This is a genomic window from Haloactinospora alba (assembly GCF_006717075.1).
Taxonomy (GTDB): domain Bacteria; phylum Actinomycetota; class Actinomycetes; order Streptosporangiales; family Streptosporangiaceae; genus Haloactinospora; species Haloactinospora alba.
Window position 1 is genome coordinate 64973 of sequence record NZ_VFQC01000003.1, and the last position, 14378, is coordinate 79350.

Consider the following 14378-nt stretch of genomic DNA (forward strand, 5'->3'; position numbering starts at 1 on the left):
GGGCGGGCCGCGCCGCCGGGACCGGACATGCCGAAAGGTGGGACCCGCCCCTGCGGGCGTGTGTCCCACCGGAGAGTGGAGGATGGGTCGTCGTAATCAGGCGCCGGCCGAGATCGAGTCGATGGTGTTCTGCAGGGACTCACGGGTGTCCTCGGTGATCGGCGCGGAGCCGGCTTCCTCGGCGACGGCCTGCTGGCCGTCCTCGCTGACCACGTAGTTCAGGAAGCTCTTCACCAGGTCCGCCGTGTTCTGGTCCTCGTACTCCATGCAGGCGACGTGGTAGCTGACCAGGACGATCGGGTACACGCTGGAGTCACTGCCGGTGTAGTTGAGGTCGATCGCGTGGTCGTTCTCGGTGTTCTCCTCGCGGGGGGAGGAGGCGTCCACGATGGCGGCCGCGGCCTCGGGGGAGTACTCCACGAAGTCGTCGCCGACGCCCACGTTGACCGTGCCGAGGTCCTCGGTGACGTGCGAGGCGTCCACGTAGCCGATCGTTCCGTTGCCGCCCTCGATGGCGGAGACGACACCGGAGGATCCCTGCCCCGCCTCGGCCGGCTCGATCGGCCAGTTGCCGCTCACGTCGTGCGGCCAGGAGTCGCCCGCCGCCTCGGAGAGGTAGGAGACGAAGTTCTCCGTGGTGCCGGACTCGTCCGAGCGGTTCACCGGGATGATCTTCTCGCTGGGAAGGTCGGTGTCGGGGTTCGCCTCCGCGATGCTCTCATCGTCCCACTGGGTGATCTTCTGGTTGAAGATGCCTCCGATGACCTCGGGAGGGAGGTTCAGCGAGTCCACCCCGTCCAGGTTGAACGTGACCGCGATGGGGCTGATGTAGGCCGGGAGGTTGATCGCCTCGGAGCCGCTGCACCGTTCGGTCGCCTGTTCGGTCTCCTCGGAGTCCAGCGCCGCGTCGGACCCGGCGAAGGAGACGGCGCCGTCGATGAACTGGGACCGGCCGGCACCCGAGCCCACCGAGTCGTAGTTCACCGTCGCCCCCTCGCAGGCCCCCTCGTAGGCGGCCTTCCAGGTTTTCATGGCGTTTTCCTGCGAGCTGGCCCCGGCTCCGGAGAGTGTTCCGCCGCCATCGACGCACTCGACGTCACCGGCCGCCGCGGCCTCGCTGTTCTCCGGGTCGACGGCCTGGTCGCTTCCGCAGGCCGAGAGCGCGAGGGTGCCAGCGACGGCGATCCCCGCGAACTGGCCGTACTTGAAGAGCTTCACAGCTCCGTTGTCCTTCCTGTGGACTTCGTCACCTTTGGGCGAGTCCAGTCGAGCACCTCGCCAAATGTGAAGGTACGGAGCGGAAGTGACCAGCTCTCCCAAGAACAGTGAACATGGAGTGAACGGCGAGGCTAGATCGCTGGAAGGACTGGAGTAGCGCCTGTGTATCGCGGGTGAATCGCGCCACATGACCGCATCCGCACGCCGCTGACCTGCTGTTTCTCCGGAATGTGGCAGTTCGGGTGCCTATGGCGCTGTGCCGCGGGCCGGGGCCGTACGGCGGGCCGGGGAAGCGGCACCGGGGGCCGCCCTCAGCGGACGGCGTACATCACGTCCGCGTCCCACACCGTGAAACCGAGCGACTCGTACAGTCCCACCGCCGGCCGGTTCTCCTCCTCCACGTACAGCAGCACCCACGGCAGCCCGCGGTCCCGCAGGTGGCGCAGCCCCGTCAGGAGCAGGGCCCTGCCCAATCCCGTGCCCTGCCACTCGGGAGCCACCCCGATGGCGTACACCTCGCCCACGGTCTCCCCGTCGGTCAGCCCGGCCCCGTCCGGGTGCAGCTTGGTCCAGTGGAAACCGGCGAAGCGGCCGTCGGTGTCCTCGGCGACGAAGAACCCCGCGGCGTCGAACGCGGGCTCGGCCTCCCGCTCCCGGACGTCCTGCAGGGTGAGCCGCCCCTGCTCGGGGTGGTCCGCGAACGCGGCGGAGTTGACCCGCAACCACTCCTCCTCGTCCGCGCCCACGGTGAACGGACGGACGGTCAACCGCGCTCCGGCCCCGGACAGCACCGGTTCGGCCAGCTCCGGAGCGGCCTGCCGGGAGTCCCCCCGCAGCGGCATCCGCATCTTGAGCAGCCCGCGCACCTGCTGCATGCCACTCGACCGGGCCAGCGCCGCGGCGCCGTCGAGCCTCCCGTGCGCCCACACCCGCGCACCCTCGGGCGGGGCGTCCGCGGAGAGGGAGCGCAGCAGCGTGGCTCCGTGACCGCGGCGCCGCTGGTCCGGCGCCACCACGAGCTCGCCGGAGTCGGGCGAGCCGGGGACGCGTTCGGCGAACGCCACCCCAAGCAGCGTGGACCTCGTGGCGTCCTCGTAGAGCAGATGGAACCGGGAGGTGTCGGGCTGCGGGTGCCGCACCCGCAGCAGGGTCTGCTCCGACAGCGGAGCGACCCCGTCGTGCCGCTGCGCGGAGGAGGCCAGCTCGGAGACCGCCCCGGCCTCCTCCTCGTTCAGTTCCGTGGTGATGTGGACGTAGCTCATGCACCAGAGCCTAGTCGCGGGTGTTCCGCTGCGCGGCGTCCAGTGCCGCGCCGGACGAACAGCCTCCGTCGGACGGCACCCGGCCGGGGCCCTCCGGCCGGGTGGCGACGGGGAGGGGACGGCAGCGGTCATGTCGCCCGCACGTCGACCTTGCGGCCGTCGGGGCCGCGTCCGGACGTGCCGCACCCGCTCACGCGAGCGGGTGCGCGGGTCGCGACGAGCGGCCTCCGCCCAGCACCCAGCACCCTGGGTCCGCCGCGGCGCTGAACGTCAGTTCCTGCGGCGGCGTCCCTGGTAGCTGGCGATACCCGTGCGTACCCGGCGCGCGGGTGCCATCGGCGCCGACAGCAGCACGAGCAGCAGCATGAAGAGCAGCAGCACGGCGGGAGTGGCCGCGGAGGTGGCGAGACTGTCGTTCTCGGCGGCCACCGTGGTGTTGCCCTCGTCCGTCTCCGCGCCGCCGTCGCCGTTCTCGCCGGGATCCACGGTGGGTAGTTCCGCCAGGTCCTCGGGCGGGGCCGAGTCGAGGGAGGGAAGGTCGGCGTCGCCGGTCGGCAGCGACGGCCCGTCGTCGGAGAACGGCTGGTCCGGCAGGGAGAAGTCGGGGGTTGTTCCCCGCTCGGGGGAGGGGCCGGAGGGGCGCTGGCCGTCGGGGCTCTCGTCTCCCTCCTCGGAGCTGTCGGGGGTGTGGTCGCCGCCGGAGCCGGAACCCTGTCCGTCCGTCTCTCCGGAGTCCCCCGCGTCCCCGTCCTCGTCGCCGGTGCCGCCGGTCTCGTCGGTGGCGCCGGTCTCGGTTCCCTGGCCCGGGTCGCCGGAGTCCTCGCTGCCCTCGGACCCGTCCCCGGACTCCTCGTCGGAACTGTCCGTGTCCTCGCCGGAGTCCGAGCCGTCCTCCTCGGATCCGTTGTCGTCGGGGTTCCCGGTGTCCTCTCCGGAGTCGCCCCCGGAACCGTCGGAGTCGTCCCCGGAGTCGTCCGAGCCGCCGTCGGAGCCCTCGCCGGAGTCCTCGCTGTCCTCGGACCCGTCCCCGGAGCCCTCGTCCGAGTCCTCGTTGGAACCGTCGCCGGACCCGTCGTCGCTGTCCTCGGACCCGTCGGAGTCCGAGTCGTCCTCCTCGGATCCGTTGTCGTCGGGGGCCTCGGTCTCCTCACCGGAGCCGTCCTCCCCGGAACCGGCCGGGACGGCGACGGTCGCCGGATAGGAGGTGACCTGCTCCCGGTCGGCGTCGCTGACGTCGGAACACGCGGTGCCCTCGGGTACGTCGGGGGCGTAGGTGACGGTGGCGGTGACCGTCGCGTCCTCCTGCGGGGTCCCCGTCACCACCGTCGACGCCGGTGCGGTCGCGGAGTCGAACGGTTGGGCGGAGAACCCGCCACTGGCGCTGATCCCGTAAAGGCACGTCGTGTCCGGAAGTCCGGAGACACGTGCCGTCATCGTGGCGGTCTCACCCGCGGCGACGGAGGAGATCGCCGGGGACAGGACGACCGCGGGTGGGGACGCGGCAACGGAGGGTGCCAGAGCGACCAGGGTCGATCCGATGAACAGGGAGCCGATCGGTACGGCTGCCATTCTCCGCAGGGTCGCTCGGGAAAGCTTCGGGTCCGTGCTGGACATGGGGGCTGGCCTCCTCGCGTCGCCGCTCACGCTGCTGCTGGGCGCGACCGGTGCGGCCCGTGACCGTCGGGGAGCGGTGGGCCGCACCACCGGTGTCCCAGCATCCTAGGAGGTTCCTGGAACGAGGACGAGCCCCTAACGCCGGCGATTTCCGTTTTAGCAGGAAAAAGCCTGGTCTCAGCTTCCGAGGATGCCGCTTTCCAACGGGTCTGGAATGTCCGGGGACGTCCCGGGCGTGGTCTCCTCCTCGTACTGCTGTGACTCCAGTGTCGGAGGTTTCGTCTCGGTGTCGGGGGTGAACCGGTAACCGACGTTGCGCACCGTTCCGATGAGGGACTCGTGCTCCGCGCCGAGCTTCGCCCGGAGCCGGCGCACGTGCACGTCCACCGTCCGTGTCCCCCCGAAGTAGTCGTACCCCCACACTTCCTGGAGCAGCTGGACCCGGGTGAAGACCCGGCCGGGGTGCTGCGCGAGGAACTTCAGCAGTTCGAACTCCTTGAACGTCAGGTCCAGGATCCGGCTGCGGAGCCGCGCTATGTAGGTGGCCTCGTCGATGACCAGGTCGCCCCGGCGGATCTCGTCCGGATCGTCGGCCCTGGCGCCGTTCTGGCCCACCGACAGTCGCAACCGCGCCTCGACCTCCGCGGGTCCGGCGGAGGTGAGCAGGAAGTCGTCCAGGTGCCAGTCGGTGTTGAGGGCGGCGATCCCGCCCTCGGTGAAGATGCCGACGAGCGGACAGTCCAGACCCGTGGTGCTCAGCAGCCGGCACAGGTCGCGGGTGGGCGCCAGCTCGCCGCGCGCGTCGACGAGGACGGCGTCGGTCGGTTTCTGGGTGGGCTCGCCGCCCGAGGCGAGCAGGCTTCCGGCCTCCGCAGGCGCCACGTGCACGGTGTGCAGGAGCAGACCGAGGGCGGGTAGAACGTGGTCCGACGGTTCGTTGGAATTCGTCAGTAGCAGCAGATGACTCATGCGTCTCTTCCCGTCATCCCATCCCGCTGGAAGGGTGATCCACGACGCCGCAGGCGCCATTGCCCCCGGTGAGGATTGTTCGAGTAGATTCGCCTCCGAGATATGCAAGGATAGCTGACCGATGATACGGGCGACCATTCGGTACTGGGCCGCGGCGAAGGAAGCCGCCGGAACGGCGGAGGAACCCTGCACCGGACCGACCCTGGCCGACGCGCTGGCGCGGGTGCGCGCCACCCACGCGGACAACGACCGGTTGCTGCGCGTGCTGGACCGCTCCTCGTTCATCGTGGACGAGGAGCCGGTGGGAACGCGGCCCCACGACGGAGTGGAGCTCGCCCAGGGAAGCGTCGTCGAGGTGCTGCCGCCGTTCGCCGGCGGATGAGCGCGGCCCCTCCCGGTTCGGTTGCGCTGCGAGGAAGGAAGGAACAGCCCATGGGCGTTGCGAACACGGGGAAAGGGCGGGCCAAGACCCGGATCACCATGCTCGGTAAGCCGGACTGCCACCTGTGCGAGGAGGCGCTGGCGACGATCGAACGGGTGGCGGACGAGCTCGGCGTGGGCTACGAAGTGCGCGATCTCACGCTCGCCTCCGAGGAGGACCAGGAGGACTACTGGGACAAGATCCCGGTGACGTTCGTGGACGGGCAGCCGCACGACTTCTGGCGGGTGAGCGAGGACCGCCTGCGCGCGGCACTGGCATCGTGACCGGCCCCACATCCCGGGCGTGTCCGGTGGAAGCAGCGGAGCGCACCTACTTTGTGCGTACTTTCACAAGGGCGTAATCTGTGGCCACAATCCATTCCGGCCGGGGGCTTGACAGATGGGGCGCGCGCTCCTGACGGAGTTCGACGCCGTTTCGGCGCTGGGCCTGTTCGACGGGCGGCCGTCCGCCGCGGGCGGCGCGGCCGGTGCCGCGTTGGCACGGCGGAGGACGGAGGCAGAACGATCCTGTCGAACACCGGGAGCGCCGCGGACGCGGTGTCGGGACCTCGCGCGGGAGAACAGGAGTCCACCGAACAGGGTCCGGGCCCTGCCCTCCGGCCCGACCGAGATCGTCGTAACGACTGCCGCTCAGGAGCGCACGCGTGACCCCCTCGACACCGCATCCCCGGGACAGGGGAATACCCGAGGCGACCGTCGCCCGGCTCCCGGTCTACCTGCGCTCTCTGCAGAGCCTGCACGAGCGCGGAACACCGACGGTCTCCTCCGACGCGCTCGCCGCGTCCACGGGCGTGAACCCGGCGAAACTGCGCAAGGACCTCTCCTACCTGGGCTCCTACGGGACACGCGGGGTCGGCTACGACGTCGAGTACCTCATCTACCAGGTCTCGCGTGAGCTTGGACTCACCCAGGGTTGGTCGGTGGCCATCGTGGGAATCGGAAACCTCGGCCGTGCGCTGGCCAACTACGGTGGGTTCGGTACCCGGGGATTCCGTATCGCCGCCCTGCTGGACGCGGACACCTCCGTGGTGGGGGACAGGGTCGCCGGTATCAGCGTCGGGCATATCGACACGTTGGAGGACGTTGTTGCGGCCGAGAGGATATCGATCGGGGTGGTGGCCACCCCCGCGTCGACAGCGCAGAGCGTGTGTGACCGGTTCGTCGAGAGCGGTGTCACCAGTGTGCTGAACTTCGCCCCGGTCGTGCTCAACGTGCCCACGGGCGTCGAAGTGCGTAAGGTCGATTTGTCCATCGAGCTGCAGATCCTGGCCTTCCACGAGCAGCGGAAGGCCGACGGCCATCTCAGCCCGGGATGGATCGAGCCCCAGGACGACACGTCATGACCGTCAAACCGGACCCGCCCGCGCGTGGCTCACCACGTGTGCGACGGTCAAGAGAACGGAGTGCCGTGGAAGTATCCGCATTGGAGTGCAGATGAGTGTCCTCGCCGTGGGGCTGAGCCACCGTAGCTCGCCCGTGGCGTTACTGGAGCGTGTCGCTCTGGACGACGAGACCCGCCGTAAGGCCATGTCGGAGATGTCCAACGCGGCGACGGTGAACGAAGTGATGATGGTCTCGACGTGCAACCGCACGGAGATCCACGCGGACGTGGCCAGGTTCCACCCAGGCGTGACCACCGTCACGGAGCTGCTCTCCCAGTACAGCGGGGTGCCGCTGGACGAGCTGTCCCCGCACCTCTACGTGCACTACGAGGAACGCGCAGTCCAGCACCTGTTCTCCGTGGCCTGCGGCCTCGACTCGATGGTGGTCGGCGAGGGGCAGATCCTGGGCCAGGTACGCGACGCCATCAAGGACGCCCAGGAAGCGGGCACCATCGGCCGCGCGCTGAACGACCTCGGCCAGCGGGCACTGCGCGTCGGTAAACGCGCCCACACCGAGACCCACCTGGACCACGCCGGCGCCGACATGGTCAACCTGGGCCTGACCGTGGCGCTGCGGCACCTGCGCCCCGAGGCCGGCGGTGCCGCGGCGGCGGGCGCCCTACCGGAAACCGAGGCGGGCGGCTGCCCCGCCGGCGGCGCGGAGGAGGTCGCCGCCGCCGTGCCGCAGCCGCAGCCGCTCACCGGACTGCGGGTGCTGGTGCTCGGCGCCGGCTCGATGAGCGCGCTGGCCGCCAACACGGTCGCCCGGCAGGGCGCGAGCGCCGTCACGGTCGCGAACCGCACCCACGACCGGGCCGTGCGCCTGGCGGAGTGCCTCACCGAGGCCTACGAGCCGATGAGCAGCCACGCCGTCCCGTTCGACGAGGCCTCCGGCGTCCTGTCCGAGGTGGACCTGGTGGTGTCCTGCACCGGCGCCCAGGAACTGGTGCTGTCCGGCGCGGAGGTCTCCGAGGCCCTCACCGGACGTGCGGACTCCCACCCGCTCGTGTTCCTCGATCTCGCGCTCCCGCGCGACGTCGACGCGGGGGTCCGCGACCTGCCCGGTGTCCGCCTGGTCGACATCGAGAACCTGCGGCAGGCCGCCGACGCGGGGGCCGACGACACCTCCGGACGCGCGGGCGCGCTCTCCGTCGTCCGCGAGATCGTCGACGAGGAGGTCTCCGAGTACCAGACCGTGCGTCGCGCCGACCTGGTCGCGCCCACCGTCGTCGCGCTGCGCACGAAGGCCAAGACCGTCCTGGACGCCGAACTGGAACGGCTCGACGGGCGCCTGCCGGACCTCGACGAGAAGACCCGCGGCGAGGTCACCAACGCGATGCGGCGCGTCGTCGACAAGCTGCTGCACCACCCCACGGTGCGGGTGAAGGAGTTGGCGGCCGGTCCGGACGGGGACTCCTACGAGGCCGCGCTGCGGGAGCTGTTCGCCCTCGACCCCGCCGCACCGGACGCGGTGAGCCGGGCGGAGTCCACACACCCCGCGAATGGGGAGGGAAACCCGTGACACCCGCCCCGGCCCGGCTCGGCACCCGCCGCAGCACCATGGCCACCTCGCAGTCGCGCATCGTCGCCGACGCCCTCACCGAGGCCTCCGGAACCCCCGTGGAGCTGGTGGAGATCACCAGCTCCGGGGACACCACGAACGCGAACCTCACCCAGCTGGGTGGCACCGGCGTGTTCGTGAACGCCCTGCGGGACGAGATCGTGGCGGGCAACGTCGACTTCGCGGTGCACTCCCTCAAGGACCTGCCGACCGCGTTCCCCGAGGGCCTGACCCTGGCCGCCATCACCCGCCGCGACGACCCCCGCGACGCGCTGTGCGCCCGTGACGGCCTCTCGTTCGACGAGCTGCCCTCCGGGGCGGTGATCGGAACCGGCTCGCCGCGCAGGTCCGCCCAGCTCGCCGCGCTGCGCGGTGACCTCACCTTCGTCCCGATCCGCGGAAACGCGGAGACGCGGCTGGGCAAGGTCTCCTCGGGGGAAGTCGACGCCGTCGTCCTGGCCTACGCCGGACTCACCCGGGTGGGGCGCACCGACAGCGTCACCGACGTGTTCGGTCCGGACCGCATGCTGCCCGCCCCGGGGCAGGGGGCGCTGGCCGTGGAGTGCACCACCGGCCGCGCCGCCGACGACCTGGGCTATCTCGCGGCGGTCGACCACGGTCCCACCCGGGCCGCGGTGACGGCCGAACGCACCATCCTGGCCGAGCTGGAGGCCGGCTGCGCTGCGCCCGTGGGCGCCTACGCCGAGGTGGGCGACGACTGGCTGCGGCTGAGTGCCGTCGTCGTCGCCACCGACGGCAGCCAGGCGATACGGCGCGAACGCACCACCGCGTTGCGGCCGGACGCGGAAGCGGCCGGTACCGGAGCTGACCTCGGACGGGAGCTGGCCGGCGAGATGATCGGTGAGGGCGCGGACCGTATCGTGGCCGACGCCGCGTCGGGCTGAGACAGCGAGCGCCACCCGCCCCGATCCTGGTCGGGCAGGCGCCGGAAGCGGAGAATTGAGGAGCCAGCACACAGTGAATCCGCACAGTGACAACCAGGAGGAGCGGCCCGAGACCCCGGCCGCGCCCTCGGTGGGCCAGGTCTTCCTCGTGGGGGCCGGACCGGGCGGCGCGGAGATGCTGACGTTGCGGGGCGTCACCGTCCTCGCCAAGGCCGACGTGGTCTGCATGGTCCAGGAGCCGAGCCCGGAACTGGCGAAACACCGCGAGGCGCTGCTCACCCACTGTCCGGCCGACGTCACCGTGGTGCACCCGGACGAGTGCGAGGACGTGGACGCCTTCACCGTGTCCCGCGCGAAGGAGGGCGACAACGTCGTGCGGCTGTACAGCGGTGACCCGCTGTTCGGCTGCGGCGGCGGGCGGCTCGCCGCGGCGTGCCAGCGCGCCGGCGTCGGGTTCGAGGTGGTGCCCGGCCTGTCCGCCGCGACGTCCGTGCCCACCTTCGCGGGTGTCCCGCTGATGCCGGACGGTGTCAGTGAGCTGCGCGTCGTCAACGCCAACGACCCCGACCTGGACTGGGAGCGGATCGCCCACGGCAACGCCTCCCTGGTGGTGATGTTCCCCGACGCGCGGTGGGGCGAGAACACCGCCGGCGCGGCGCCGAGCTTCGACAAGGTGTGCAAGGCGCTCGTGTCGGGAGGCCGGGAGGCCACCACCCCGGTCGCGGTGACCCGCATGGGCGGTACGACGGAGCAGAGCACCGTCGTCTCCACGCTCTCCCGGCTCACCACGGACCTCAAGTCCGCCGACGCCAAGGGGTACCACGTCACCTCCCCGGCCACCCTCATCGTCGGTGAGGGGGTGAACCAGCAGCGGGAGCTGTCCTGGTTCGAGACGCGCCCCCTGTTCGGCTGGCGCGTCCTGGTGCCGCGCACCAAGGAACAGGCGGCGAGCCTGTCCGAGCAGTTGCGCAGTTACGGCTCCGTGCCGGAGGAGGTTCCCACGATCTCGGTGGAACCGCCCCGCACGCCGCAGCAGATCGAGCGGGCCGTCCGCGGCCTGGTCACCGGCCGGTACCAGTGGGTCGCGTTCACGTCGGTCAACGCGGTGAAGGCGATCCGGGAGCGGTGCGAGGACTACGGGCTGGACGCCCGCGCGTTCGCCGGCGTCAAGGTGGCGACGGTCGGCGAGCAGACCGCCGCCGCGCTGCGGGAGTTCGGCATCCAGCCGGACCTGACGCCGCCGGAGAACCAGCAGTCCAGTTCGGGGCTGGTGGACGTGTGGCCGCCCTACGACGCCGAGCTCGACCCGATCGAGCGGGTGCTGCTGCCGCGGGCCGACATCGCCACCGAGACCCTGGCGGCGGGAGTGGGCGACCTCGGCTGGGAGGTCGACGACGTCACCGCCTACCGCACGGTGCGTGCCGCGCCGCCGCCGGCCGCCACACGCGAGGCGATCAAGGGCGGCGGGTTCGACGCCGTGCTGTTCACCTCCTCCTCCACGGTGCGCAACCTGGTCGGCATCGCGGGCAAACCGCACAACACCACCGTTATCGCCGTTATCGGGGAGAAGACCGCCCAAACCGCCGAGGAGTTCGGGCTGCGTGTCGACGTCGTCGCGCCGAAACCGTCCGTTTCCGCACTGGCGGAGGCCCTTTCCGAGTACGGTGCCAACCAGCGCGCCGAAGCCATCGCGGCGGGCAAGCCCGTGCTGAAACCCAGCCAGAAACGCCGCGGCCGGCGGCGCAAGAGTATGTGACCCCGCCTTGCACGGGTGAGCCCCACCAGTACCGACCACTCCAGTGAGAGGAAGAGCCCCCGGATGAGCGCCCGCTACCCGGCAGCCCGCCCCCGCAGGCTCCGCCGCACCCCCGCGCTGCGGCGCCTGGTCGCCGAGACGCGGCCGCGGCCCGAGGAACTGATCCTGCCGATGTTCGTCAAGGAGGGCATCGACGAGCCGCAACCGGTGGAGTCCATGCCGGGCGTCGTCCAGCACACCCGCGACAGCCTGCGCGCGGCGGCGCTGGACGCGGTGGAGGCCGGCGTGGGCGGGCTGATGCTCTTCGGTATCCCGGCGCACAAGGACGAGCGGGGGTCGGCCGCGGACGACCCGGGCGGCGTGGTCCAGCAGGCCCTGCGCGACCTCTCCGCGGAGCTCGGTGACGACGACACCGTGCTGATGGCCGACCTCTGCCTGGACGAGTACACCTCGCACGGACACTGCGGCCTGCTCACGCTCTCGGGCGACGTGGACAACGACGCGACCCTGGAGCGGTACGCGGACATCGCCGTGGCGCAGGCCGACGCCGGCGTCCAGGTCGTCGCGCCGAGCGGGATGATGGACGGCCAGGTCGGCGCGATCCGCGCGGCGCTGGACCACGCGGGCTACACCGACGTGGCGATCCTGGCCTACGCCGCCAAGTACGCGTCCGCGTTCTACGGACCGTTCCGGGAGGCGGCGGAGGGCGCCCCGCAGTTCGGGGACCGCAGCGGGTACCAGCAGGACCCGGCCAACGCCACCGAGGCGCTGCGCGAAGCCGAGCTCGACATCGGGGAGGGCGCCGACATGGTGATGGTGAAACCGGGGCTGGCCTACCTGGACATCATCGCGAGGATCGCCGACACGGCCACCGTCCCGGTCTCCGCCTACCAGGTCAGCGGGGAGTACGCCATGGTGGAGGCCGCCGCGCGCCAGGGCTGGGTCGACCGGGAGCGCGCCGTGCTGGAGAGCCTGGTCAGCTACCGGAGGGCAGGCGCCCGCCAGATCCTCACCTACTGGGCCGCCGAAGCCGCCAGGCTGTTGCGGTAACCGGGAGAACCCGCTCCCGGTCGGCCGCGGGCCCCGGCCGGGAGGAGACCGGCACCGGCCCGCGGACGCGACCGGAGAAGGGGGCAGCCATGGCCAGCGTCGTACCCCGACGCAAGCGCCGGCAGGCGGTGAACAGCAGGCTGGGTGCGGCACTCGGGTACGCGGCGTTGGGGTGGCCGGTGTGCCGCGGCGCCCAACCCGCGGCCAAGGGCCGGTCGTGCGCCTGCGACCGGATCGGTTGTCCCGACCCCGCGGCGCACCCGATGTCGGCGGCGTGGCGTATGGAGGCCAACACCGCGCCGGAGACCCTGAACCGGTGGTGGACGGCCACCCCGGAAGCGAACGTGATCCTGCCGACCGGCAGGGTGTTCGACGTTCTCGACGTCCCCGCGAGGACCGGCGCGGACGCGCTCGCCCGCATGGACTCGAACGGTGTGGTTCCGGGGCCGGTGGCGCGCATGGAGGGACGCCGCTACCTGTTCTTCGTCGCGACGCGCTCCCCCACCGACGAGGACGAGTGGTGGTCCTGCCACCTCGACTGCTTCCCGGAGACCGTCCGGGAGACCCCCGGGCTGCGGTGGCACTGCCGGGACAGCTATGTGCTCGCGCCCCCGTCCCGGCTGCCGAGCGGCGACCACGCCTCCTGGATCCGCCCGCCGGGCGACGGCGCGGCCCCGGTGGCGCTGCCCGACCCCATCACCGTGCTGGACGTCCTCACCGACGTCATGGGCTAGACAGCGCTGGGTGGCTTCTGCGCTGCCGGTGGATCAGCCGTGATCAGTGCACGGACAGCACAGTGTGCGTTCGAGCGGTCGTCCTCGGCACCAATGTCATCTCGGAGGTCTTCCGCCGGCAGCCTGGTGTCCGGGTCCCCGAGTGGTTGGAATCGCTCACCGGCGAGGTCGCCATCACCACGGTCACCCTCGCCGAGCTTCCGGCCGGGGTGCGGCGTCTCATGCGCCAGCCGGAACACCAGGGACTTCTCCAGTGCCGGCATCGAGCTGATCGACCCCTGGGCCGCCTGGCGGTCGGATCCCGCGCAAGAGACGCGGCAGAACCCGGGACGGGGACCGGGTCTACCGATGGCCAGGAGAGCGCTGTCCTTGGTCCCGCCCCGTGATCCGGGAGCGGCCCGGAAACCAGGTCTGTCACAGCGTTGGATACCTGGCGTGTCCGGATCGGCTGTCCGCCCGGCTACTATGCAGGTGCGCTCGTCGGCGATAGGAGTGCCGCGGGTGATGCCGGCGCAGTCACCGCCGCCGATGTCCATCGCGGTCTGACCGCGTCTGCTCGCTGTGCGAAGGGATGCGACGTTCCAGCCCACGGCCAGTACACCTACCTCACCCGGCCGCCGTGGCGAGGAAGGCGTCCCGGGCGTGGCTGGTGGTGTGCTGGGGCCAGAGCGCGTACAGCGGCACGAAACGGGGCGGCTGGAGGTCGAGGACCCGGACCCGCCCCCCGGCCGCGGGTCCGGGAGCTGTGGTGACGAATGCGGCGCAGTCGGTGCCGAGGACGGCGTTGACCGGCGGGGTGCCCTGGATGGGGGTGCGGCGGACGTGGGGCTCGAACCCGGCCTGACGGCAGTGGTCGACGAGTAGGTCGGTGTAGCCGGACCTGCCCGGGTGGCCCCAGACCATGATGGGCTCCTCCGCCAGTTCGGCCAGCTGGACCGTGTCACGCCCGGCGAGGCGGTGGTCCGCGGCCACGGCCACGTGCAGGCGGTGGTGGGTCAGGACGTTGCGGACGAGGCCGTGCGCGCCGGTCATGGCGCGGCACAGGCCGATGTCCAGCTCCCCGTCGACGAGCTGCTGGGTGAGCTCGTGCGGGTAGCGCTGGTTGACCTCGGGGGAGAGCTCGGGGCGGGCGGCGTGGGCCCGGCTCAGCAGGGCGGCGACCTCCTCGCCGGTGACGGCCGGGGTGTGGCCGATACGCAGGGTCTCCGCCTCCCCGCGGCCGATCCTGCGGACGCGCTGTACCGCGGAGCGGGCGACCCCGTGCAGCACGCGCGCGTCCTCGACCAGCGCGTTGCCGGCGTCCAGCACCGTGACCGTGTTGCCGCCGCGGTCGAGCAGGTCGACGCCGACCTCGCGTTCCAGGGCGCGGATCGAGGTGGACAGCGCCTGCTGGGACAGGTGCAGGCGGGCGGCCGCTCGGGTGAAGCTGCCCTCCTCGGCGACCGCGACGAGGTGTTCCAGTTTGTGCAGGTCCAGGCTCACGGCA

13 protein-coding genes are annotated in these 14378 nt (G+C 71.5%); 8 read left to right on the forward strand and 5 right to left on the reverse strand.

The window, feature by feature from the left end; genetic code table 11:
* Positions 1-96: 96 nt before the first annotated feature.
* The 4 genes from pstS to FHX37_RS20805 all read right to left on the reverse strand — a co-directional run bounded on the left by pstS (position 97) and on the right by FHX37_RS20805 (position 5063).
* Positions 97-1218: a phosphate ABC transporter substrate-binding protein PstS gene (gene pstS, locus FHX37_RS20790; RefSeq protein ID WP_141925982.1), complete on the reverse strand. Its 1122-nt coding sequence runs from the start codon at positions 1216-1218 to the stop codon at positions 97-99.
* A 311-nt stretch (positions 1219-1529) separates the two neighbouring features.
* Complete coding sequence (mshD, locus tag FHX37_RS20795) at positions 1530-2480, reverse strand: mycothiol synthase (protein ID WP_141925983.1); 951 nt, start codon at positions 2478-2480, stop codon at positions 1530-1532.
* 270 nt (positions 2481-2750) lie between these two features.
* Positions 2751-4094 (reverse strand): hypothetical protein, encoded by a 1344-nt coding sequence (locus FHX37_RS20800; RefSeq protein ID WP_141925984.1) that lies wholly within the window; start codon positions 4092-4094, stop codon positions 2751-2753.
* 177 nt (positions 4095-4271) lie between these two features.
* Positions 4272-5063 carry a winged helix-turn-helix transcriptional regulator gene (locus FHX37_RS20805; RefSeq protein WP_141925985.1) on the reverse strand — a complete coding sequence of 264 codons (792 nt, stop codon included), beginning with the start codon at positions 5061-5063 and terminating at the stop codon, positions 4272-4274.
* A 121-nt stretch (positions 5064-5184) separates the two neighbouring features.
* Here FHX37_RS20805 and FHX37_RS20810 point away from each other — a divergent pair, with 121 nt between their 5' ends.
* From FHX37_RS20810 to FHX37_RS20845, 8 genes are all read left to right on the forward strand, one after another.
* A complete protein-coding gene (locus tag FHX37_RS20810; protein WP_141925986.1) occupies positions 5185-5445 on the forward strand; it encodes a MoaD/ThiS family protein in 261 nt (86 codons plus the stop codon).
* Between the two features lie 50 nt (positions 5446-5495).
* Entirely contained in the window at positions 5496-5768 is a 273-nt protein-coding gene (locus FHX37_RS20815; protein WP_141925987.1) for a glutaredoxin family protein, read from the forward strand.
* Between the two features lie 380 nt (positions 5769-6148).
* Positions 6149-6847 (forward strand): redox-sensing transcriptional repressor Rex, encoded by a 699-nt coding sequence (locus FHX37_RS20820; protein WP_141925988.1) that lies wholly within the window; start codon positions 6149-6151, stop codon positions 6845-6847.
* A 91-nt stretch (positions 6848-6938) separates the two neighbouring features.
* The gene (locus FHX37_RS20825; protein ID WP_141925989.1) at positions 6939-8408 is read left to right on the forward strand and encodes a glutamyl-tRNA reductase; all 1470 of its coding nucleotides are present in this window, start codon (positions 6939-6941) and stop codon (positions 8406-8408) included.
* Positions 8405-9352: a hydroxymethylbilane synthase gene (hemC, locus tag FHX37_RS20830; protein ID WP_141925990.1), complete on the forward strand. Its 948-nt coding sequence runs from the start codon at positions 8405-8407 to the stop codon at positions 9350-9352. The genes FHX37_RS20825 and hemC overlap by 4 nt, the downstream gene beginning before the upstream one ends.
* Positions 9353-9425: 73 nt before the next feature.
* A complete protein-coding gene (locus FHX37_RS20835; protein WP_141925991.1) occupies positions 9426-11108 on the forward strand; it encodes a bifunctional uroporphyrinogen-III C-methyltransferase/uroporphyrinogen-III synthase in 1683 nt (560 codons plus the stop codon).
* A 63-nt stretch (positions 11109-11171) separates the two neighbouring features.
* Positions 11172-12158, forward strand: a complete 987-nt coding sequence (gene hemB / locus FHX37_RS20840; RefSeq protein WP_141926271.1) for a porphobilinogen synthase — start codon at positions 11172-11174, stop codon at positions 12156-12158.
* A gap of 89 nt (positions 12159-12247) precedes the next feature.
* Positions 12248-12892 carry a bifunctional DNA primase/polymerase gene (locus FHX37_RS20845; RefSeq protein WP_141925992.1) on the forward strand — a complete coding sequence of 215 codons (645 nt, stop codon included), beginning with the start codon at positions 12248-12250 and terminating at the stop codon, positions 12890-12892.
* Between the two features lie 606 nt (positions 12893-13498).
* Here FHX37_RS20845 and FHX37_RS20855 read toward each other — a convergent pair.
* On the reverse strand, positions 13499-14374 hold the full coding sequence (locus FHX37_RS20855; RefSeq protein WP_141925993.1) for a LysR family transcriptional regulator: 876 nt from the start codon (positions 14372-14374) through the stop codon (positions 13499-13501).
* Positions 14375-14378 lie beyond the last annotated feature (4 nt).

Bases quoted from the DNA above. Each gene is read 5' to 3' on its own strand.
- mshD (WP_141925983.1), bottom strand. From the start codon at position 2,480: ATGAGCTACGTCCACATCACCACGGAACTGAACGAGGAGGAGGCCGGG.
- FHX37_RS20800 (WP_141925984.1), bottom strand. From the start codon at position 4,094: ATGTCCAGCACGGACCCGAAGCTTTCCCGAGCGACCCTGCGGAGAATG.
- FHX37_RS20805 (WP_141925985.1), bottom strand. From the start codon at position 5,063: ATGAGTCATCTGCTGCTACTGACGAATTCCAACGAACCGTCGGACCAC.
- FHX37_RS20810 (WP_141925986.1), top strand. From the start codon at position 5,185: ATGATACGGGCGACCATTCGGTACTGGGCCGCGGCGAAGGAAGCCGCC.
- FHX37_RS20815 (WP_141925987.1), top strand. From the start codon at position 5,496: ATGGGCGTTGCGAACACGGGGAAAGGGCGGGCCAAGACCCGGATCACC.
- FHX37_RS20825 (WP_141925989.1), top strand. From the start codon at position 6,939: ATGAGTGTCCTCGCCGTGGGGCTGAGCCACCGTAGCTCGCCCGTGGCG.
- hemB (WP_141926271.1), top strand. From the start codon at position 11,172: ATGAGCGCCCGCTACCCGGCAGCCCGCCCCCGCAGGCTCCGCCGCACC.
- FHX37_RS20845 (WP_141925992.1), top strand. From the start codon at position 12,248: ATGGCCAGCGTCGTACCCCGACGCAAGCGCCGGCAGGCGGTGAACAGC.